The 22,607-nt window shown below is 42.2% G+C and carries 19 protein-coding genes; 11 read left to right on the forward strand and 8 right to left on the reverse strand.

What is annotated here, in order from left to right:
* Positions 1-5: 5 nt before the first annotated feature.
* From PY364_RS02905 to PY364_RS02915, 3 genes are all read left to right on the forward strand, one after another.
* Positions 6-1,265, forward strand: a complete 1,260-nt coding sequence (locus PY364_RS02905) for a glycosyltransferase family 4 protein (RefSeq protein ID WP_275520390.1) — start codon at positions 6-8, stop codon at positions 1,263-1,265.
* Positions 1,266-1,332: 67 nt separating this feature from the next.
* Entirely contained in the window at positions 1,333-2,586 is a 1,254-nt protein-coding gene (locus PY364_RS02910; protein WP_275520393.1) for a glycosyltransferase, read from the forward strand.
* 44 nt (positions 2,587-2,630) lie between these two features.
* A complete protein-coding gene (locus tag PY364_RS02915; protein ID WP_275520395.1) occupies positions 2,631-3,839 on the forward strand; it encodes a glycosyltransferase family 4 protein in 1,209 nt (402 codons plus the stop codon).
* Between the two features lie 135 nt (positions 3,840-3,974).
* Here the strand turns inward: PY364_RS02915 and PY364_RS02920 are convergent, their stop codons facing one another.
* Together PY364_RS02920 and PY364_RS02925 are read right to left on the reverse strand one after the other, a co-directional pair.
* Positions 3,975-4,928 carry a DUF4214 domain-containing protein gene (locus tag PY364_RS02920; RefSeq protein WP_275520397.1) on the reverse strand — a complete coding sequence of 318 codons (954 nt, stop codon included), beginning with the start codon at positions 4,926-4,928 and terminating at the stop codon, positions 3,975-3,977.
* Between the two features lie 96 nt (positions 4,929-5,024).
* Positions 5,025-7,763, reverse strand: a complete 2,739-nt coding sequence (locus PY364_RS02925) for a tetratricopeptide repeat protein (protein ID WP_275520399.1) — start codon at positions 7,761-7,763, stop codon at positions 5,025-5,027.
* A gap of 317 nt (positions 7,764-8,080) precedes the next feature.
* On the opposite strand from PY364_RS02925, the gene PY364_RS02930 reads away from it, so the two are divergent.
* The 4 genes from PY364_RS02930 to PY364_RS02945 all read left to right on the forward strand — a co-directional run bounded on the left by PY364_RS02930 (position 8,081) and on the right by PY364_RS02945 (position 9,411).
* Entirely contained in the window at positions 8,081-8,485 is a 405-nt protein-coding gene (locus PY364_RS02930) for an MAPEG family protein (RefSeq protein ID WP_275520401.1), read from the forward strand.
* Positions 8,486-8,643: 158 nt separating this feature from the next.
* Positions 8,644-8,838, forward strand: coding sequence for a hypothetical protein (locus tag PY364_RS02935; protein WP_275520403.1), 195 nt, complete (start codon positions 8,644-8,646; stop codon positions 8,836-8,838).
* Positions 8,807-9,199, forward strand: a complete 393-nt coding sequence (locus PY364_RS02940; protein WP_275520405.1) for a hypothetical protein — start codon at positions 8,807-8,809, stop codon at positions 9,197-9,199. The genes PY364_RS02935 and PY364_RS02940 overlap by 32 nt, the downstream gene beginning before the upstream one ends.
* 17 nt (positions 9,200-9,216) lie before the next feature.
* A complete protein-coding gene (locus PY364_RS02945; protein ID WP_275520407.1) occupies positions 9,217-9,411 on the forward strand; it encodes a hypothetical protein in 195 nt (64 codons plus the stop codon).
* Between the two features lie 140 nt (positions 9,412-9,551).
* On the opposite strand, the gene PY364_RS02950 is transcribed toward PY364_RS02945, so the two are convergent.
* The 5 genes from PY364_RS02950 to PY364_RS02970 form a co-directional block, all read right to left on the reverse strand.
* Positions 9,552-10,301 carry an amino acid ABC transporter ATP-binding protein gene (locus tag PY364_RS02950; protein ID WP_275520409.1) on the reverse strand — a complete coding sequence of 250 codons (750 nt, stop codon included), beginning with the start codon at positions 10,299-10,301 and terminating at the stop codon, positions 9,552-9,554.
* Positions 10,267-11,730, reverse strand: coding sequence for an ABC transporter substrate-binding protein/permease (locus PY364_RS02955; protein WP_275520411.1), 1,464 nt, complete (start codon positions 11,728-11,730; stop codon positions 10,267-10,269). Before PY364_RS02955 ends, PY364_RS02950 begins: the two co-directional genes overlap by 35 nt.
* Before the next feature lie 292 nt (positions 11,731-12,022).
* The gene (locus tag PY364_RS02960) at positions 12,023-13,777 is read right to left on the reverse strand and encodes an iron uptake porin (RefSeq protein WP_275520413.1); all 1,755 of its coding nucleotides are present in this window, start codon (positions 13,775-13,777) and stop codon (positions 12,023-12,025) included.
* A 299-nt stretch (positions 13,778-14,076) separates the two neighbouring features.
* Positions 14,077-15,426, reverse strand: a complete 1,350-nt coding sequence (murD, locus tag PY364_RS02965) for a UDP-N-acetylmuramoyl-L-alanine--D-glutamate ligase (RefSeq protein WP_275520415.1) — start codon at positions 15,424-15,426, stop codon at positions 14,077-14,079.
* Between the two features lie 177 nt (positions 15,427-15,603).
* A complete protein-coding gene (locus PY364_RS02970; protein ID WP_275520418.1) occupies positions 15,604-17,025 on the reverse strand; it encodes an NB-ARC domain-containing protein in 1,422 nt (473 codons plus the stop codon).
* Positions 17,026-17,240: 215 nt separating this feature from the next.
* On the opposite strand from PY364_RS02970, the gene PY364_RS02975 reads away from it, so the two are divergent.
* From PY364_RS02975 to PY364_RS02985, 3 genes are read left to right on the forward strand one after another with little or no spacing between them, the layout of a single operon-like run.
* Entirely contained in the window at positions 17,241-17,744 is a 504-nt protein-coding gene (locus PY364_RS02975) for a hypothetical protein (RefSeq protein ID WP_275520420.1), read from the forward strand.
* Positions 17,745-17,776: 32 nt separating this feature from the next.
* On the forward strand, positions 17,777-18,046 hold the full coding sequence (locus PY364_RS02980) for a hypothetical protein (RefSeq protein WP_275520422.1): 270 nt from the start codon (positions 17,777-17,779) through the stop codon (positions 18,044-18,046).
* On the forward strand, positions 17,982-18,314 hold the full coding sequence (locus tag PY364_RS02985) for a hypothetical protein (RefSeq protein WP_275520424.1): 333 nt from the start codon (positions 17,982-17,984) through the stop codon (positions 18,312-18,314). Before PY364_RS02980 ends, PY364_RS02985 begins: the two co-directional genes overlap by 65 nt.
* A gap of 382 nt (positions 18,315-18,696) precedes the next feature.
* Here the strand turns inward: PY364_RS02985 and glyS are convergent, their stop codons facing one another.
* Positions 18,697-20,841, reverse strand: a complete 2,145-nt coding sequence (gene glyS, locus PY364_RS02990; protein ID WP_275520426.1) for a glycine--tRNA ligase subunit beta — start codon at positions 20,839-20,841, stop codon at positions 18,697-18,699.
* Between the two features lie 313 nt (positions 20,842-21,154).
* Here glyS and PY364_RS02995 point away from each other — a divergent pair, with 313 nt between their 5' ends.
* Positions 21,155-22,303, forward strand: coding sequence for a HetZ-related protein 2 (locus PY364_RS02995; RefSeq protein WP_275520428.1), 1,149 nt, complete (start codon positions 21,155-21,157; stop codon positions 22,301-22,303).
* The last annotated feature ends 304 nt before the right edge of the window (positions 22,304-22,607 follow it).

Genomic DNA, 22,607 nt, shown 5'->3' on the forward strand with positions numbered 1-22,607 from the left:
GACTAATGCTAAATAATACAGGAAAAAATAATTCTTTTGGTGTCAACCTTGCTGGTCATGTAACTGGTGATTTTGGCTTAGCCGAAGCCGCCAGAGGAAATCTCAGAGCCATAGAAGCTGCAAAAATTCCCTTTGCAGTTAAGGATCTAAAAATAGATTGGCTACCCAACTCCGATACTAGCTACAAAAAATTTTCCGACAATAATCCCTACCCAATTAACATTATCCAGACTAACCCTAATTGGGTTGAACAGATTTTAGCCGGATACTTTCCCGGCATTGGTTCTGAATATTTCCAAGGCAAATACAATATCGGTGTCTGGCTATGGGAACTTCCAGTTTTTCCCTCTGAATGGCAGTGGGCCTTTGATTTATTTGATGAAATCTGGACTACCAGTAATTTTTGTGCAGAAGCATTTGCCACTGTCTCCAAAGTACCCGTCCTTAAAATTCCAGTTAGCCTCGCCTTCCCTCAACCATTATTAACAAGAGAAAACCTCAACTTACCCAAAGATAAGTTTATTTTTCTCTTCATGTTTGACTTTGGCAGTTCCTTTGAAAGAAAAAATCCCTTTGCTACCGTTGAAGCATTTAAACGAGCTTTTGGTAAATCTAATCAAGATGTTTTACTCGTTCTCAAATTTGCCAATGCTCATCTTTTCCCGGAACGACGACAGGAACTTATAGATTTAGCAGATGGTTTTTCATCTCTTCATTTTATAGATGGACATTTGCAAAAAGAGGAAATTCACGGTTTAGTTAACAGTTGTGATTGTTACGTATCTCTGCATCGAGCTGAAGGCTTCGGTTTAACGATGTCGGAAGCCATGTACTACGGCAAACCAGTAATTGCTACTGACTATTCATCTAATATGGAATTTATGAATGTTGGAAATAGTTTTCCGGTTAAATACGAAATAGTCACAACAACTGAAGATTATGGAGCTTATCCGAAAGGCAGTGTCTGGGCTGAACCAGATATTGATCATGCTGCGTCTCTAATGAAATCTGTATTTGAAAATTATCAGGAAGCTCAGAAAGTAGGACAAATAGCAGCCAAAGAAATTAAGTCTTTATTAAGCCCTAAAACGGTAGGTGTAAAAATCAAAAATCGCCTTGAATTCATCATGGCAAACCTCAATCAATCCCAATTATCAAATCGGTTCCATGAGCTTCAGGCAGAAAGAGATTTATTAGCTCGTCAAGCCCAAGCTTGGAGGCAGACAGCATTACAGGTACAGAAAGAGTTAGCAAAATCTTCCTGATTTATACTACAAATTCGTTAAATTGTCAAGGATTGATTCTCAATTTTTCTTAAGTAGAAGACCAACAATGTTAAATCAAACACTAGATTCTAATTTCGGTATCAATTTCATTGGACACCTGAGCGGTGAATATGGTCTTGGAGAAGGTTCTAGGGCTACTCTCAGAGCCATTGAAGCCGCTGGTATTCCCTTTGCCCTCAAAGATATTAAGGTAGATTGGCATCGAAATTTAGATAACAGCTACACAAATTTTTCCGAGCAAAACCCCTATCCCATTAATCTAATTCACACTCTGCCAGAACCGGTTGTTTTCAACATGGTCGATCCCGAATTGTTTAAAGGTCGATACAATATTGGTTTTTGGGCTTGGGAACTGCCTATATTTCCCCCAGGATGGTTGTATGCTTTTTCTTTATTTGATGAGATTTGGACTTATAGTAATTACTGTGCTGAAGCGATAGCACCCGTATCGCCCGTACCTGTGGTGAAGATGATGTCTAGTCTCGAACTTCCTATACCATCTTATGATAGAGAGGAATTAGGATTACCCAAAAACAAATTTATTTTTCTGTTCATGTTCGATTTCCATAGTACAATAGGTCGCAAAAATCCCTTTGCTACATTGGAAGCATTTAAACAAGCTTTTTCTCAAGCAAATCAAGATGTTTTACTTGTCTTGAAATTTTCTAACGGCAACTTTTTTCCTAAAGAGAGAGAACAACTCAAAGCACAAGCAGCCGGCTGGCCCGTTCACTTTATAGATGGGCATTTAAAGAGAGAAGAACTTCATGCTTTAGTTGCCAATTGCGACTGCTATGTTTCCCTGCACCGGGCCGAAGGGTTTGGCTTGACGATGGCAGAAGCAATGTATTATGGTAAGCCTGTAATTGCGACTGGCTACTCATCAAATATGGAATTTATGAATGTCGGTAATAGTTTTCCCGTAAAATATGACATAGTGACGCTGACCGAAGATTATGGGCCTTATTTTAAAGGTAATTACTGGGCAGATCCCCATGTCGATCATGCAGTATCCTTAATGCAGTATGTTTTTGAGAATCCCCAGGAAGCGAAACAAGTAGGAGCGAGAGCATCTCAAGAGATGAAATCTTTACTGAGTCCTCAAATTTTAGGGGTAAAAATTAAAAATAGATTAGAAATCATTAAAAACAGAATGAAGAAATCTAACAACTGGTCAACCCGCATTCATCAGATGCAGCAAGAATCAGCTTTTTCTCAGTCCCAAACCCAAGTTTGGCGGCACACAACACAGCAAATTCGATCTGAAATAGCACAATACCAAAGCCTTGCTAATATTTGAAAAATTTAATTAATTTATTGTAGATATTTGTAATTAGGAGTTTAATGATGTTCAACAATGCCAATTTTAATTTTGGAGTTAATATTATCGGTCATGTTAGTGGCGAATTTGGTTTGGGTGGTGGCGTGCGAGGTACAATCAAAGCCATTGAAGCAGCGAATATTCCTTTTACAATTAGGGATTTGAAAGAAGATTCACAACGCAATTTAGATTCTACTTACACAAATTTTTCCAGCAAACCCTCTTATCCCATTAATATTGTTCATACAAACCCTCACGAGTCACTTTTGAATTCTATTGATACTGAATTTTTTAAGGATAGATATAATATTGGTTTTTGGATTTGGGAACTTCCAGTATTTCCTGATATTTGGATGGGAGCTTTTAATCGTTTTGATGAGGTTTGGACTTACAGTAATTACACGGCTGAAACCATTTCAGATGTCTCGCCTCTTCCGGTTGTTAAATTGCCCCCTAGCATTTATTTACCACCCAATACATTAGACAGAGAAGCTTTAGGATTACCCAAAGACAAATTTATTTTTCTGTTCATGTTTGACATGGGTAGTGGCTTTGAACGCAAAAATCCTTTTGCTACGATTGAGGCGTTTAAAAAAGCTTTTGATAAATCTAATCAAGATGTTTTGCTGATTATTAAGTTTCGACCTCATCCAGCTTATCAAAATCAGTACCAAGAACTAAAATCAATGACAGAGGACTGGCCATCTATTCAATTTATTGAAGGACATTTGAGTAAGGAAGAGGTTCATGGCTTAGTAGATAATTGTAACTGCTACGTATCCTTACATCGGGCTGAGGGTTTTGGTTTGACTATGGCAGAAGCGATGTATTATGGAAAGCCAGTGATTGCAACTGCCTATTCATCGAATACAGATTTTATGAATGTTGGCAATAGTTTTTTGGTGAGATATGAGTTAATAGCAACTACTGAAGCTTATGGTCTTTATCCAAAAGGGAGTATTTGGGCTGAACCAGATATCGATCATGCTAGTTATTTAATGCAGTATGTTTTTCAGAATTATTCTGAAGCACAGGAAGTAGGAGTGAGGGGCGCTAAGGAAATTAGGTCTTTATTTGATCCAGAGGTGATTGGTAAAAAAATTAGACATCGCCTTGAATACATTGGGAGGACAATAGAAGAGAAAAACTTTTTTGAATCCCAAGCGCAAGCCTGGAAAAAATCGGCTTTACAATCTCAGAGAGAACTAGATCGCTTAAAATTTAAAGTTTAATATTCAATCTGGCTAGAGCCGTCATTTTAAGAGCATTTAATTTTAGTAGTAGTATTATTATTATTTGAACTTATTAACTCAGTAACTATTAATATTTATCGACATTAAATATTTCTTCTGCTGATTATTATAAACCTACAAATCTTCTGCTCGCATACAGCAAATGTAAAAACAATAGGATTTATCAGGACTATCATTTAATTGTTGATTGTAAATAAATTCATGGTTGATAGTATTCTTACTTGATGTTTCTATTGACTTTGAAAGATCAATAATACCTTTTGTATCCAATATTTTAAAATTATGCTTCTCTAAGAGTTTACACAAATCATCGAAATAGTATTCTAGCTTGTGTTCAGGATGAATATAATTATTGGGAAATAGTAGCTTTGTAGCTTTTCTATTAGGAGTGTCAAGAGCAAATTTACCGCCAGACTTTAACAATTTATAAACTTGGTCAAATAGCTGTTCTGCTTCTTCTTTGGTAATATGTTCAATTGATTCTCCAGACCAAACTAAGTCAAAACTATTTTCTTGAAAGCAGCTTAAGTCTGTCATGCTTCCATAAACATATTCAATATTGCAATTTTGGTACTTAACTTGTATTGGCCACTCTTGTCCTGGAAACATCATTTTATCTGGAGGCAAGTCTCTGATATAGATATTTTCTGGAAGATGAGGATATCCAAGCTGCAATAAAGCTCCTCTTTGATCTGATGCAGAATAACCTCCCAAATCTAAGATAACTTTAGCCGATGGTAGCAGTGTTCTAACCATTTTCATTCGAGCACTATGAAGTTTAGTATCCAACATAGAGTTGATATTTTCTTCAGTAGACCTATAATTGCTACTTTCTTCACCTGTCAGCTTTTGTTTAAATTCATTAGCTTCGACCATATTTTTGATAACATCAGCTCGAGAAGCACCTGTTTTAAGTTCGTTTAACCAACCTTCTAATCCATCTGGATCAGCTTCCCGCTCAAATATTACCCAATAGGCCATCCACAGATAGCTTTTGTCGCTTTTAGCGTGAGTAGCTAAAGTTTTTTGAATAGTTGCTTCCAAGCGTTTGGCTGCTTCGGGGTTCATACTACTTCCTCTAATTTTGATTAATTTATTCTAAGCTTAAATAATAGATCTGAGCCTGCATCAACTTACAAAATACAGGCTCAGTTTCATCAGAAATTAGAAAATCTTGGGTTCCAACTCTAAAGCATGGCGATAACAAGCACTCGCTTCATCAATTTGCCCTTTCTTGGTTAACATTTCCCCTAAATTATAATGGAACCAAGAGAAATCAGGCTTCAGTTCAAGAGCGCGACGGTAAGATGCGATCGCTTCATCCCACTGTCCTTTTTGTTGAAATAGATCCGCTAAATTGTTATAGGTATAGGGGTAATCTGGCTTCAACTCAATCGCGTGGCGGTAAAGTGCGATCGCTTGATCAATTTGCCCTTGTTTTGTCAAACATTCACCCAGATAGTAATGAGGCCAAAAAGAGTTAGGATCGCCCTCAATAGCACGGCGATAACAAGCGATCGCCTGCTCCCAATCATTCTTTTGTCCGAATACCTTACCTAACCCCAGATTAGCACCAACACAATCCGGCTGAATCTGCAACGCCATCTGATAAAAAACGATCGCCCCATCTAACCAACCCTGTCTCACCAAAGCATCGGCCAAACCCACATAAAGATCGGCATCATTCGGCGCAATCTCCAAGGCCTTATGATAAAGTTGCACATCATCCGGGTTATACTCAATCGCCTCCCGATAAAGCTTACTCGCCGCCTCTAAATCCCATTGAGCCCTCTGTCTAATCGCATCAGCTAATTTTTGAGGTAGCCAAGGCAAATCCGGCTGAATCTCAGCAGCACGGCGGTAAGACGCGATCGCCCGATCCCACTCTTCCTGATGCTCTAAAGCTTGCCCCAAATTGTAATGAGCCCAAGCAAAATCTGGGTTAAGTTCCAACGCACGCCTATAAACGGGAACCGCTTCCTCCCAACGTTCCAGCTCAATTAGAGCATCTCCTAAGTTATTTTGCGACCAGAAGAAATCCGGGTTAAGTTCAATTGCACGGCGGTAAGCTGCGATCGCCCCCTCCCAATCTTCCAGCTTCACCAAAGCCTCAGCTAAATTACTATGCGATCCAAAATGGTCAGAATTAAGCTCAATTGCCCGCTGGTACGCCGCCGCCGCTTCTTCCCAGCGTTCCAGTTTCAGCAGCGCATCCCCTAAATTGTTCTGCGACCAGAAAAAATCATTTTTAACTTGATTCGCGCCGTTGTAAGCATCCGCAGCTTCCGCCCACCTTTCCAACTTCACCAGCGCATCGCCTAAATTATTATGCGACCAAGAATGATCGGGATTTAACTTAATTGCGCTTAAGTAAGCAGGAACAGCCTCCTCCCACTGTTCCAACTTCATCAGCGCATCAGCTAAATTATTGTGCGACCAAGAATGGTCAGGATTTAACTCAATTGCACGGCGGTAAAAAGCAACCGATTCTTCCCAGTTCTCTTGATTTTTAAGGATTTCTGCTAACTCGTGGAATCCCCAAGAAGAACTAGGATTTAACTCCAATCCTCGACGATAACAATCAATCCCCTGCTCTACTTTCCCTTGTTCCAAGAAAGTTTTAGCTAAATTAATATATTCATCTGCTGTTGCCTTACTCGGATCGAGATTAAACCCTCGATACCAACATTCGGCTGCTTCCTGTGGCTTCCCTACCTGTGTCCAAAGTTTGGCAAAATTGCGGTAAGCCCCAGCAAAATCTGGTTTAATCGCGATCGCCTTTTGAAAAGCTGCGATCGCCGATTGCCATTGCTGCTGACCCCCATAAAGACTGCCCAAATTCGCGTAAGCCTCAGCAAAATTCGGGTTAATTTCTAAAGCTTTGAGATAACAGTTTTTTGCATCCTCTACCTTGCCCATCGCTTGCAAGGCATTGCCCAATAATTTGTATATTGCCGCATCCGGTTTAAGTTGTAGCGATCGCCTACAGGCCGCGATCGCTTGGGGGAATTTCCCCTGGGTTAAATACCCCTCCGCTAACATATTGTATGCTTCCGGGTCTTCTGTACTAATACCGAGCGCCGGTGCCGCAGGGCGCTGCTTAACAGTACCATTTGCCCTAGTTGCTGAAGGCAAAGTATCCATACCCTGACTTGCCGAAGGTAGAGTATCCACGCCCTGACTTGCCGAAGGCAAAGTATCTACACTCTGACTTGCCGAAGGCAAAGTATCTACACCCTGACTTGCAGTTTTGCCATTCATAGCCTTAAGTTCAATGGCTTTTCTATAGTAGGGGGCAGCTTGCTCCAAATTACCTGCTTGCTTGAGAGCATCCCCCAAATTTTGATAAGCTTGAGCCAAATTAGGATTTAATTTAATGGCGCGGCTGTAACAATTAACCGCCTCCTGTAGTTTCTGCTGCTGCAACAGGCTATTACCCAGATTTAGGTGTTCCTCTGCCGTTGCCTTTTCTGGTTCCAGAGTGAATGCCTGATACCAGCAATCTTGAGATTGGGCATCTTTACCAATTTGGGATAATACTTTCGCCAAATTCCGGTATACTCCCGCGAAATTTGGTTTCAGCGCGATCGCTTTTTGATAATGACTAATTGCCTCCGACCATTTTTGCCCAGCCGCGTAAATACTGCCCAAGTTGGCATAAGCTTCAGCAAAATTCGGCTGAATTTGAATTGCCTTAGCATACCAGTGCCTTGCCTCCTCAAATCGGCCTTGAGCCTGCAAAGCATTACCCAAAGTTTTTAGCGCCTGTGCAAAATCGGGTTTTACCTTCAGGGCTTGTTCGCAAGCAGCGATCGCTTCCTCTACTTTCCCTTGGGATAAATAGATTTCTGCCCGTTGGTTAAAATGAACCGCACTCGATTCGGCATTCACTGTCGATTGCATATTTGCACAAGCTCCAGAACCAGCAATAATTACTTATGACTTAGCAATATTAACTCAAGATACACGCCTTAACGCTGAAAATTTTGGCGATCGCGCGGGATGGTTGGTTATATTGACCTGTGGTGACGCTAACCCTTGCGCTCCTGTTCCCGGCTATTGGCTACAGCCTATACATATCTCTATAACAATGAATCAGGGAAGATTAGCGATCGCAACCATTAGAGGCGATCGCCACAAAATCAGAGTCACGAACGCAGTTAGCGCGATATCCGCCTCAGTCCGATAATTGTTATGATAGTAAAGAGATTTTTGGGAGAATGCCCGTGTCGCCTTGGCCTAGTCTAGTAACTGCCTCAGCTTTACTCATCTACTTAGTTTTCATCATCAACGTCGGGAGAGCTAGAGCTCAGTATAAAATGTCTCCGCCCCAGATGACAGGGAATCCCGACTTTGAGCGTGTGGTGCGGGTTCAGCAGAATACTTTAGAGCAACTTGTCATCTTTTTGCCCTCACTGTGGCTATTTTCCGAGTTTATCAGTCCAATTTGGGCTTCTGGAATTGGTGCATTTTGGTTGGTTGGGCGCATTTTATTTGCTTGGGGTTACTATCAAGCTGCGGAGAAACGTATGCTCGGTTTTGGAATTACTTCCTTTGCTAATTTTACTCTCCTTGCGGGTTCTTTAATTGGCATAATTTTGCAATTATTAAAGTCTTCACCATAGCTAGTAGAGTCAGATCAACTTAGAATTGCTATAGTTAAATAGCTTCCTTCCACCCTTAATTCTATTCCCTTCTTCCCTTCTTCCTTCTTCCTTCTTCCCTAGCCCCTAGCCCCTAGCCCCTAGCCCCTTCTTCACCCTAGCTATATTTAGGAGAAAATATGTCAGATAAAGAGAAAGAGAAAGAGAAAGTTAAATTTGAAATCAGCAAACGCCTCTTTGAACAGCTTTCTGAATGGCAAGATAAAATGGAAGCAGCAGATCGATTAGCCGATGAGTCAGAGAAAAGGGAACCAACTCAAACTGAAACTCATCCAGATATTTATGAAAGCCATCCAAAAACAGATAATTCCTAGTCTGGGAATTGCATTATTTTTAGCAGCAATCTCTGCGCCTCCTGCCTTGGCTAACCCACTCACCAGTAGTCAAATTCAGCAGGTGAATAGCGGTTTATTTCGGTCAAATTCTCAAGACTTTTTTGAGGAGGGTAGGCGTAAACTGGACAAAGAAATTGAAATTTTACTCCAAAGACTTTTAACCTCCGATCGAGAGATACTTGAGATTGATGAAAAACTGCGATCCGAGCTGTGCAGCGGGGAATTGAAAATATCAGCGCAACAGTTAGATAGAATGGACAATCACCAACTCAAAACTCTGAATGCAAGAGTTAAACAGATTTGTACGGCTAACCCCCATAAAGCCAAGGCTGGAAATTGATATGATATCACGTAGTAATGACGACGAATCGAGAAGAGATGGAAAAACTGAAATTATTAATGCTAGAAGCTGAAACTGCGGGTCAACTAGCTGCCTTAATTATTGACTTCACCCATGAAGAAATAATGCAGGTTTACAGCGAACTCGTACTGGAACAGCAAGCTAGAATTCAGGCAATTTGGAAGTATGTAGTGTTAACAATTAACACTTAACGGTTAACGGTTTTGGGATTGCTTCGGAAGCCTCGCAATGACAAGTACAGGATTTACGCTGGGATTAGAAACCGGGTTTCTTCATAATATCTCTAGTTTCCCAATATTGATTTTTCTGAGAAACCCGGTTTCTTTGCATATTAAAGCATTTTTTCCAGAAATTGCTTGGCGCGATCGCACTTCGGGTTACTGAAAAACTCCCTCGGCGGTTCATCCTCAGCGACTTTTCCGCCATCCAGAAATAATATTCGGTGGGCTACTTCCCGCGCAAATCCCATCTCGTGAGTGACAATTGCCATTGTAATTCCCGTCTGCGCTAAAGCTTTCATCACATCTAACACTTCTTTAACCATTTCTGGATCGAGTGCAGAAGTTGGTTCATCCATCAACAAAATTTCCGGTTCCATTGCCAAGGATCGTGCGATCGCCACCCGCTGTTTTTGTCCCCCCGACAGCTTAGAAGGGTAAACCTCCGCCTTATCTGACAAACCTACTTTTTCAAGCAATTCTAATCCCTTTTGATGCGCCTCACCCTTAGCAACCTGCTTCACCTTTATAGGCGCATAAATCACATTTTGCAATACCGTCATGTGCGGGAATAAATGAAAATGTTGAAACACCATCCCGACTTTCTGGCGAATTTTCAGAATATCTACATTCGCCGAAGTAATATCAACTCCGTCAATGTAGATATTCCCAGAAGTAGGAATTTCCAGTAAATTCAAACACCGCAAAAAAGTAGACTTACCGCACCCGGAAGGGCCGATAATAGCAATCACTTCTCCTTGATTAATCTCAGTGCTAATCTCGCGCAAAACCTTGAGATCGCCAAAAGATTTATAGAGCCTGTCAACCTTAACTGCTACTTTGGAGTCTGCGTTCGAGTACATTTGCCCCCCAAGTTAAACTAAGCACCATTAAGTAGTAAATTATCCCCACAAATATCAAAGGTTCAAAGTAAATATACTTCTCTGCCCCGACAATTGTGGCGCGACGTAGCAAATCTTCTACGCCAATTACTGAAACTAAAGCTGAGTCTTTCAACAAAGCAATACTTTCATTTACCAATGCAGGCAAAATATTTTTTAAAGCCTGCGGTAAGATAATATCCCCCATCATTAGTTTGTAGGGAACACCAAGGGATTCTGCTGCTTCCTTTTGCCCTTTATCTACTGCTTGAATTCCAGCGCGAATTGTTTCGGAGATATAAGCCCCAGAATTGAGGAAAAAAGTAATCACACCAGCTTGCAGCGCTGATATATTATACCCCGTAAGCTGTGGTGTTGCAAAGTAAACTAAAGTTAACTGCAAAATTAGGGGCGTTCCCCGGAAAATTGAAGTGTAGCCGTTGGCAAATAAGGAAAGCGGTTTGATGCTAGAAATCTTAAACAGAGATAGGACGATACCCCAGATAAATCCGAGAAATGCCGACAGCAGGGTAAATGTTAATGTTACCCAGATTCCGCCTAAGATAAAAGGCATATTCGGCAATATTTTGCCAAAATCTAGACCAAATTTTGGGGTAGGGGCTGGCTGATCTGTAGTCGGTTCTTGAGCTATTGGTCGAGAAAACCACTGAGTAGCGAATTCCTTAAGTTTACCATTGTCTTTCATTTGCTGGAGGACGCGGTTAAACTCTGGAACTAATCTCGAACTTTTGGGAAAGGCGATCGCAGAACCACTTTCTTCAGTATTAGGAATTACATTAAATTCTAGGTCAGGATTTGCTTCCGCATAACCCTTAGCAACCGTATCTTCAATTATCCCCGCAGTCAGTCGATTGGATTTAACTTCTTGAATGATATCAGCAATTTTATTCAGAGGAACCATCTCCACTCCCGCCATCTTTTTGACAGCTTCCTGCTGAATACTTCCCAGTTGTACGCCTACTTTTTTGCCTGCTAAATCTTCAGGTTTGGTCAGTTTGCTGCCTTTATTAGCGACAATTGTATTTTGAGCTTCGTAATAAAGAACGGAAAAATCAACATTTTTTTTCCGTTCAGGTGTGGGAGTCATCCCCGCCATTACAAAATCTGCTCGACCTGCTTGCAAAGCCGGAATTAAGCCGTTAAAATCCATACCTATGATTTGGAATTCATAGCCTAATTCTTTTGTAATATATTTGGCAATATCTACATCAAAACCGATAATTTCATTACCACTAACAGCCGTATCCTTAAATTCATAGGGCGGGTAATCTGGGGAAGTCGCCATTGTTAAAGTCTTGTTGGCGGTTTGGGGATAGCTAGCGATCGCAATCAATGAGAAGGCGATGGCGATCGCAACCACCAGCACTGATTTTAATTTTAAACGTTTCATGTCGAGCATTTCCCTTAAAAATCCCCTACCAAACTAGACCAAAAGTTCTCTGACGTAACGCCGCCGTCCCGGCGGTATCTTGACCGCCGGGACAGCGGTGCTACAAACAATTATAGTAAGTCTTGTTCAAGACAGATAATCCAGAACTTACGCAAAATTATTCGTAACGCCGCCATCCTGGCGGTAAAATAACCGCCAGGATGGCGGCGTTACGTAGAGCGTGCGTAAGTCCTGTAATTGCACCACAAGCTTACCTTTAGGGTACATAATTAATGCACCCTACTTATAGGGTTTAGAAAGTAAAGCTAGTTCGCAGAACTCCCACCCATGTTGTACCATTGTCCTCGTTGTGATCTGTATTGGTAATCACATAAACACCAGGGGTAACGCTGATAAAGTCACTCACTTGGATACGATATAGAGCCTCTACATGGAGAGAAGTAGCGTCGTCTCTATTACCTTTAATATCATTTTCAGTCACCTTGGGTGGTATGCCAACAATGATGCCACCAAGATTGCCTTCTTTAAACAAATCTGGGAAAGCAAAAGCGATCGCACCGTTCCAAATTCCGGCACTTGCATCTCCGCCTGACAACTGTTTAGCATCTACATATCCCACCCAACTCGCAAGGGCAAATCGAGGAGAAAGTTGCCAACTTGCCTCAAAACCGTAGTGGTTTCCTCTAGTAGCTTCTTGGCCAAAAGGTTCATTAGCATTATTGCTACCGGTACCTAGAGACAAGTTAACATCATTACGCCGGGAGTAACTTCGGACATAACTTAATGCCAGATCGATCTGAGGAGTTGGCGAATAGGTCAATTGAGCTAAAGCGCCGTAGCTACCATTAAAAAGTCCGTTACCTTCAGTAGGATCGGCAGCAGTATTAGCGAGATAGCTCAAAGTTAAATTCAGCTTATTTCCTAATCGGTGATTAATCGCAATTCCTGTTTCTCCAGGGGTGTTATAAATAGCCGGATTGAAGGCCCCAAACCGAGAAACAGCACCGTCAGCACTACCAGCGAAATAGGGGTTAATAATCGGGCCCACATCGTCAGAAGTAAGTCCTTTTGCCCCAATTTCAACAGTAGTGTTATTACCAAGGGGAAAGAGATAGCTTAATTTATCAAGAATGATTTGGGAACCGTCATCGCCGTCAAAGTTCGTGCGAGTCATTGGGGTTCCAGTTATGCGATCCAACCTCGCCATATTTCTCGCTTGCAACCTGGTTCTCAATCTGTCTTCGCCAGTGAAGCTAGTGTCGAAATTCAAGCGCACCCGATAGCCAAAGTTTGTATTAGTATTGTCATCATCAACAGCGCCGTCTCCGAAGGTATCGGTGATTGCCCAAATGGTTTCTCCGTTTAGCTTAGTAGTGGTTGAGAATTGATTGGCTTCGAGTTCCGTTGCCCGCGCTTCTAAGCTATCTATTCGACCTCGCAAGGTAGATAATTCGGCGGCAAATTCTTCTTGCAATCGTTGCAATATCGCTAAGTCTTCTTTGGTGACAAAGTTAGCTGTAGCTCCACCTATTAATCTGGTAATTTGGTCTAAGCAAGCGTTTAATCCTGCGGCAAATTCGTATCGAGTTAATGCTCTATTGCCGCGAAATGTGCCATCGGGATATCCCGCTATACAGCCGTATCGTTCTACGAGGGATTGTAGGGCTTGAAATGCCCAATCTGTAGGCTGTACGTCGGATAGTTGAGATACTGATGTCACCTGACTCATGGAGTTTGCATCTTGCGATTTAGATGCAGATTCTACCTGAGTAGGGAAATTTTGCTCTGGCTCAATTACGGTGGGTTGCGATTGGTTTACTTCGTTGGCAATGACGATGGGGGAAACTGAATTTAATGTGTTGGTAACATCATCAATTTCTGAGTCAAATTGCTTTACTTCGTTGGCAATTGTAATGGCATTTATTGCATCAGGAATTTGACTAACACCAGCCGTTGTTTCTGCGGCAATAGCTATGTTTTCTACTAGCAAGGTGTTGCCAATAAAAGCTAGGCAAAACCAGAAACTTTTTCCGAAAAATTTTGACATTGTTGCTACTCACACCTAATTATAACTAGGGACTAGGGGCTAGGGGCTAGGGGAAGAAGGGAAGCAATAGAGATAAGGACACGGCAATGCCTTCTCCCTACGGGGATCGATCGATTTGGGATTTACTTCAACCACTTGGAATTTGCTGTATGTAACCAAATTTGATTTGATTACCAAAATTCCACGATCGCGATCTTGAATAACTTGAATATTACTGCCTTATAAATTTTTTTCTGTCAAATTTGATATTTTTTAACGCTGGGAAGGAAAAAATTTACAAATCCTTTTCCTCCCTGCTTCTAAGGTAGCGACTCTAGGCATAACTGCCGGAAATCATCTCCTCGTTGCTCAAAGTTCTGGTATTGATCGAAGCTAGCACAGGCTGGTGACAGCAGGACAACTTTCGCGTTATACTCTTTAGCAAGTTCTGAACTCCGGGAAACGGCTCGTTCCATTGTTTCTACTATTTCCCAACTGCTATAATTAGCTTGTTGTAGACGCTTGGCGAAGGTGTCAGCAGCGTTACCAATCAACAAGACGGCGGCGGCTTTGGCTTGAATGGTTTCGATCCAGGCGAGATCGTCGCCTTCTTTGGCTTCACCGCCTGCAATTAGGATTGCTGGTGTCGCAACGGAGGCTAATCCGACTTCGGCAGCATCGTAGTTGGTGGCTTTGCTATCATTAATAAAGTCTATGCCGGCCCAAGTGCGGATGTGTTCGAGGCGGTGGGGTACTCCGGGGAAATTAGCAATTGCTTGGGCGATCGCATCTTTCTCAATTCCTGCTAAACGCGCCGCCGCTACAGCCATTAGTAAATTTTGCTGGTTATGAGATCCTACCATCCGCAAAGAATCAACGGGCAGAATTTTTTCACCCAGCGCGATCGCCCATCCATCCTCAATATAAGCACCCCGCGCCGGATCTCCTAACAATTCTGCTTTACCTTTAACACTTGTCCAGCAAGCTTTTGGCCAACTTTCAACCCCTTTTTCGCGTAAGTAAGGGTCATCTCCGTTAATCACTTGTAACTCGGATTGCTTGAGCAAATGGGCTTTAATGTTGTAATAATTTTCTAAGGTTTTGTGGCGGCTGAGATGATCGGGAGTAAAAGTTGTCCAAATACTAATTTTAGGCGCAATTGAGGGCGATGATTCAATTTGATAACTGCTCATTTCTGCAATTACCCAATCGGGAGGCTTTTCGCCCAAAGCTAACTCACAAGCAGCATAGCCAATATTGCCACAAGCCGGAGCGTAAAAACCCGCCGTTTGAAAGATAGCAGCGATTAGCGCGGTTGTGGTGGTTTTGCCATTAGTACCGGTGATCCCAATCCAAGACTGAGATTGCAGATGTCGCCACGCAAGTTCTACTTCTCCTATTGTCTCAATTCCGAGCTCTCTGGCGCGGATTAATGCTGGTAAATCCCAAGGAACGCCAGGGCTCACAACTATTAAATTTAGAGGTGTTGCTGGTGCAAATGAATGGCACAACTCAACTGCAATTCCTTCTGTTGCGAGTTCCTGTTGTTGCTGTTGTAAGATTGGGGAAGAGGCGCGATCGCTTAGCGTCACTGAGTAACCTTCCCGTTTTAATAGTCGCGCAGCGGCAATTCCTGATCTTCCCAGACCGATAATGTGAGCATTGAGCATATTAAAGGTAGCTTCCCTGGTTTGAGCAATCTTTATGTTACAGCAAAGCTAGCCCAAAACTTGCCAGCGATCGCAGATATTATCCCTGTGTCCTGAGAGCCAAAGACCGACAAAGGAGGACTTAAGCTATTAGACAAGGACTTTAGTCCCTGGCAGACCAAGCTCAGGTAGTTAACATCAGTAAGTTTTCACATATTCCTTAATTACAGGTTGAAGAGTGAAAAGATTTCGCTCTCCTTCCCTAATTTTTTCAATCAAATCGCGCCTTCCCAAAGATTGAATCGCTTTCAATAACTCAGAATGAGATAATTGTATACGCTCTGGAATTTGTGCCAGAGAAACAGGTAAATTTTCACTTGCCAACCAAGACATTACTTGTTTTTCCGACTCGGATAAGCGATGAAAAGATTGATGCAATACTGCTTCTAAATCTCCCAAAAATAGGGTATGATATGATAAGGCTTCGGCAACGCTACCGTTAAACACATCTTGAATCATCGTTGCCACTATTTTTAACCATAAAGGATTGCCTCCGTAGGGTTCAATTAGTTCTAACCATTTTTCCTCATCAGCTAATCCTTTTTCTCGTAGAATTCCCATTGCCTCGGCACCTAATCCGCTGAGTTCTAATGAGCGAACGGGTTGATTTTCGCCTTCTAATATAGATATTTCTTTGGGCTTCTCGGAACTTATTAATATTAAGCAACTGTGATGATATAGTTCTGCTATTTGTTTGAAGAATGTACCGTAATCTTCATATCCTGGTTTGTAGTTTCCCGCTAGTTGTCCGCTGCTGTTGAGGGTTTGTACATCATCAAGTATCAGGAGACAGCGGTATTTTCGCAGGTAATCTAGTAGGGGCAATCCCCCTGTGGTTGCCCTTTCTTCGGTATCTGGGGCGGGCACGCCGTTGGGATCTGGGGCGGGCACGGGGGCACCGCCCCTACAGAATTGGACTATATTTGTTTGGAGTGTTTTTAGGGGTGGGGAAGTGCTTAGACTTCGCCAGAAGATGTAATCAAATTCATGTTTGATTTGTTCTACTAGGTGAACCGCGATCGCGGTTTTGCCGATGCCAGTTATGCCTAATATGGCGACTAGGCGGGTGTTTTCGTGTAAAATCCACTGTTTGAGGGTGGTGAGTTGGGGAGTGCGATCGTAGAAACTCCCAAAATTAGGCATTTCACCTAAATATTCGCGCACTTTGGGTTTAGCATTGGCTTTATTGAGAGGTTCTTCATCGGGTGGTAAGTTGGGAACTTTTGGGGAACGTGAATTATTTTCACAGAAGTTAACATTATTAATCTGTACAAAGTCTTTTGTAAAATTTAAGACGTTTGAAAATTGTAACCTTTCCAAGGTAGCTCTAAAATTTGATTTATTGATTTCTTCGCCTGATACTTCTGAAAGTAGCTTCCATAATTCTGATGCAATATCCTTGATGTGACCTTCAGTACAGTGAGATTCTTCTGCTATTTTTGAGTATTTCTGACCTTGCAAAGTTCCCCGCAGTATCACCTCTTGCAGATTATCTAAGTGTTTTCCCGTATTGACAAAAACTAGGTCGTCGGCAAGTTTTAAGACTTCTTGAACGTCCATAGGTCGGGTAGATGCTGGGGTTTTGCCTATTATATCCTACTTTATCCGACTTTTTCCGGCCTGACAGAATTTGTCAGGCTTTTTCTGGCATGGGTAAATGGCAAATCATATAAAAGTGCCTACTTTATCCGACTTTTCCCGACTGGACAAGACTTAGGTTTTATAGTCACAATCATCTTTAACAGAAAAAATTACAGCTTTCTAAGATAAAAAAAATGACTACACAAGCATTATCCCTCCCACAAGCCAACTTAAAAATGGCTCTCTGGCAAGTAGATGCCGATTCAATGAGCAGTAGCGATTTGTATGTCTGGTTAAATGATAGCGGGTTGCCCTACGAAGTCAGCATCAGATTGCACGAGTTGGCTAGCTACACGAAAAAAGCTGGTAACAAAGTTTTGGCTGTAGGGAAAATTGTTCTGCTCAAAATTATCGAGTTTGTCAAGGCACATCCTAATTTAGCTACAGGCATTGCTCTAGGAGCTGCTGTGGGGCTATTGGCAAGTTCAGTACCAGTTATAGGCCCAGTGTTAGGGCCATTAGCAGCAGTGCTAGGTATAACTGTTGGTGCGATCGCTGGACATAGACTAGATCAAGGCTACCGTCAAGTAGATGGCATAGTTGGAGTAACACAAGACTTTATTCAAATCGCCCGATTGTTTTTTCAACTACTGATTGATGTTTTCAATGCAGTTTTCCGCAACGTTATTACTGCTTAAACAGAAAAACAACTCTAAACTTGAGGTCTGATATGTCTGGAAATAAATCTGTAGCTAAAGAGCAAATTCTTAAAGCGATTGAGCAATTGGAAAAAAATCCTAATGATAAGCTAGGAATCTTAGCTGATATTGGGATTGGTGTGGTAGGTGCTGGTGCTGCCGGTGCTGCTGTTGCAGCTTTCGGCGGTACATCCATCCATATTGTTTGGGCTAGTAGCACTTGCACCCCCAGTAGGATTGGTCGTTGGCGGTGCAGCATTAGGTGCAGCGGCTCTCGTTGGAGCAAAGAGAATCTTTTTTGATGGCACCTTCAACGAAGGGAAACAAGCAGAAATGCTCAAACAGTTAAAAGAACAGCAAAGAGAGATCGAAACAAAAGAAAGAGCATCTAAACTTGGAGACAGTGACAAGACAAAATTTATCGTTTCATTGAAAGAACCAGTTAGGCTTAATCTAATTAGCCCTAAAGATGCTCAGGATTTAATGAGGGCTGTCGAAAGTGGTCAAATGTCTATCAAAGAGGCAATTAAGATGGTTCAGGCTGTCGTTGAATCAGCTAAACTGCAATAGTCTTTTGACTTCACATTCTCAGAATACCAGGCACAGGCTATCTGGCTCTGGTCTTTCTGAGAATTGACTTAGCTGCTGAAACAGCGATCGTCCACAACACTTTATTATAGCGATCGCCCTTACTTTCCTAAAGCGCGATCGCTTCCAATATAATGCTATAATCCTATTTGGCAGTTTGAGTTATTTCATATTCTCTCCAGTATTTTTTAGCTTGGCTAATATCTTGCTCTAATCGCTCTAATATTGGATCTAAGGAAACATCAGTTAATGTGCCTTGAGACATAGCTTTTACAAAAATGATATTTTAAATAATACCATAGTTATTGCTGACGTATTTTGTAAAAATACGAATTTGTATTGCTGCTATCCCACCTACAAGGTTTTAACCTTTGACAATCTGACCAAAATCAGCTAATACCCGTGCATGATTCCGCAATAAACCCAATAAGTTTAATCGATTTTGCTTAATTTCTGGATTAGCATCCATCACTAAAACGCTTTCTGGCCCATCGAAAAAGTTGCTAACTGCCGGGGCAATTTCAGCTAAACTTTCTACCAATTGCTGATAATTTCTACTTTCCTTAGATGCCTGAGTTTTCGGTACTAACTGCACGATTGCATCATAAAAAGCTTGTTCCGATGACTTTTGGAATAGTTCAGGACTTATTTCTTCAGGTTCCAATTTCGTTTTATCGAAATCTCCTTGACCTGCTAAACGAGTCGATCGGTTAACAGTTTCGTAAATCTTATCTAAAGTGCCGTTATTGCGGATATTTTGCAAGAATATCGCTCTTTCTAACGCATCCAATAAATCCCGCAATGCCCGTAAAGTATATTCTGGATCTTTTTCTCCCAAAACTGCATTCACCAAGTCATAGTCAATGCCTTTTTCTTCTTGCAGTAACGTGCGGATACGTTGCAGGAAAAATTCATACAATTGTGACATCAAATTTGACGGTGCTATGGGGCTATTTTGGGTAAATTCATTTACAACTTTTAAGATTAATCCCTGTAAATCTAGAGGCAATTGTGCCGCCCAAGTTATGTTAATTATCGCATTCGCTGACCGCCGTAAGGCAAAGGGATCAGAGGAACCAGTTGGTATCATCCCTAAGCCAAAAATACTAACTAAAGTATCTAATTTATCGGCTAAGGCGACAACTTGACCTGTCAATGTTTGCGGTAAAATATCCCCTGCACCTCTGGGTAAGTAATGTTCAAAAATAGCGGTTGCTACTGCTTCCGGTTCGCCACTAGCTAAGGCGTATTTTTGCCCCATTATTCCCTGCAATTCTGGGAATTCGTAGACCATTTGGGTAACGAGGTCTCCTTTACAAAGTAAGGCGGCGCGTTGAATATTGCCGCGTTGTTCTTCTGTTACTTGCAATTGGTCAGCAATTAGGTTCGCTATTTTACTGAAGCGATTGATTTTATCTCTAACAGTGCCTAAATCTTCTTGAAATGTGACTTTTTCTAATTGCGGTAAATAGCTTTCTAAGGGTTTAGCTAAGTCGGCTTTATAGAAAAAGTCGCCGTCAGCTAAGCGAGCACGAACTACTCGCCCGTTACCAGTGGCAATTACATCAGATTTTGCTGGATCGCCGTTGGAAATTGTGATGAAATAAGGCAATAATTCGCTGGAAGCTTCGCTTTTCAGGATGGGAAAATAGCGTTGATTTTTGACAATAATTGTGGTAATTGCTTCCGGCGGCAATATCAAAAATTCTTCGTCAAATTTGCCGACTACTGCTGTCGGCCATTCGACTAAGTTTGTGACTTCTTCTAACAATTCAGTGGTAATGTCGGCTTTACCGCCTTGTTTTTTGGCGGCTGCTTCTACTTGTTCTCGGATTTTAGTTTGACGCTTTTCGGGGTCAACTTCGATGTAGGCGGAACGCAAAGATTCTAGATAATTCTCAGCTTTGGGAATGGTGACTGGTTGCGGGTGTAAAACTCGATGGCCTTGGGATATGCGATCGCTCTTTACTGTCTCTGAACCGTTGACTAATGTTATCGGCAATACGGCATCATCTAATAATGCTACCAGCCAGCGAATCGGTCGCGGAAATTTTAATTCTCCGTCTCCCCAACGCATTAATCTTTTACCTTCCAATTTGCTAATCCACTGGGGAATTAGTTCGGCTAAAATATCGGCGGTGGGGCGGCCGGGGATTTTTTTAAGGATAAAAATAAAGTCGCCTTTGTCGGTGGGACGAATTTCTAAGCTGTCGATTTCTACGCCTTGTTTTTTGGCAAAACCTTCTGCTGCTTTGGTGGGTTTACCATCTTTAAATGCTGTGGCGGCGGGTGGGCCTTTGATTTCTTCTTCGCGATCGCTTTGTTGGGTTGGTAGTCCTTCAATGACAACGGCTAAACGTCGCGGGGTTCCATATACATTAATTGCCTCATTTGTCAAGGATTGTTCGGCGATCGCAGCCGGAATTAGTCGCTGCCACTGCGCGATCGCTTCTTTGACAAAGGTTGCTGGTAATTCTTCTGTACCGACTTCTAATAAAAATGTCGCCATATCACTTATTGTTATTTTTGTCAAGAGCGTTGAGGACTTAACCATTAAAATCTGAAACTTCGACCCCCCCAACCCCCCCTTGTTAAGGGGGGGTTTTTGATTCCCCCTTGTTAAGGGGGGGCTTTTGATCCCCCCCTGTTAAGGGATTGATATCCGTCCTACTGCTGGTGATGCGAATACCCCCTGTTAAAGGGGCTTTTGATCCCCCCCTTAACAAGGGGGGTTAGGGGGGTAAGTCCTAAAGCAATGAATTTGCTAGTTCAAGGAATATCCAAAAAAGGCCCAAAAGTTGAGCATACCACGTAGAATCGGGATGAAACCAATCTTTCAAGACCCGATGACTTTGGCGGAAGAACTGGGACAAAAATGGAGTGCGCGACTCCAACAAGATTATCCCGATATGAGCGCGATCGCGATCGACAGTATTGTACGCTGGCTGTTGGGAGAAAAGCCAGAGCGATTTGATGCTCTAACTCCAGCTCAAAAGGCGATCGCTTCCCAAGCGATAGAATTTCAGTATGGGATTCTGCGACAGAGATATCTGGGAGTAACGCCCGAACAAGCTTACCGCAACTTGATCGGACGGTTGGGGGGTTTAGTCGTCTTGCGGGAGAAAATCAAGGCGTGGGTAGCATTAAGTCGCGATCGCCAGCGAAGTGCGGTAGAAGTATTACAAGAAGTAATTCAGGAAATGCTCAAAGGCGATCGCTACCTCCAGCAACAAATCGCCTGGATTGCTGAATGTACAGCCGATAATCGCCTCCGCAACGCCTTATTACTAGCGAATTTAGAAGAATATTGCTTGCGTCCGATTCGCAACCAACCGCTCTTAGTTTACCGTTTCGTTAACTACCTGCATCGCACCCAGCGAGGCGGCTTAACTCAAGTCCCAGCGGGGGATTGGGTGCGACTGGTATCCGAGGAAATTGTCCCCCAGGATGCTGATGATACAGTTAGCCTATTAGATGAACAAGCAGTAGAGCAATATCGAGAAAATCAAGCTTGGGAAGAGCAACAAGGACTTAGAAAGAAAGTACAAGTGGAATTTCAGGCTTATTTAGCGGATGAAGTCGATCCGATGGCGGCCGAATGGCTGCGACTTTACTTATTAGGACGTTCTCAGGAAGCGATCGCCCAAGCTTTAAATATACCAGTCAAGCAGATTTATCGGCTACGGGAAAAAGTTACATATCATGCTATTCGTAACTTTGCTGTCAAAGGCGCACCCGAATTAGTTGCAAGTTGGCTAGAAACTTCCTTTGAACACAACTTAGGTTTACCGCCAAAGCTGTGGAAACAATTCTGGGAAAGCCTGACACCCATTCAGAAACAATTGATCGAAGATTTGAAAGCAGGTAAAACTGTAGATGCGATCGCCGCTGAAATGAAAATCAAAACCAATCACGTCATCAGCGAATGGAGTCAAATATATTTAGCCGCCCAAAACTTGCGGAATGGGTAATTGGCGATCGGTAATGGATAACTGCAATCTTTAGGTGTAAGATAAAAGCAGCACTCCCAAATTCTGAGGATTTTCTACCCGCGACAGGCGTTAATTGTTTTGACACTGCACTCAACCGTACAAAAAGCTAGAGTGCCTTTCCCAGATCGAGGATGTCAAACTTAAAAAATACGGCTGCTAGTTCAACTAGAGCAGTTGAGCGCAAAGTTCTCAATTTTTGGTGCATCTGGTCGTCAAGGGAGTTGCAGCTTTTAGTCGTACAAAAGAGGTTGATTTGCCTGTAGAAGCGCGATCGCTCGCGTCT

The sequence above is a fragment of the Kamptonema sp. UHCC 0994 genome (assembly GCF_029167235.1).
Lineage (GTDB): Bacteria > Cyanobacteriota > Cyanobacteriia > Cyanobacteriales > Microcoleaceae > Kamptonema.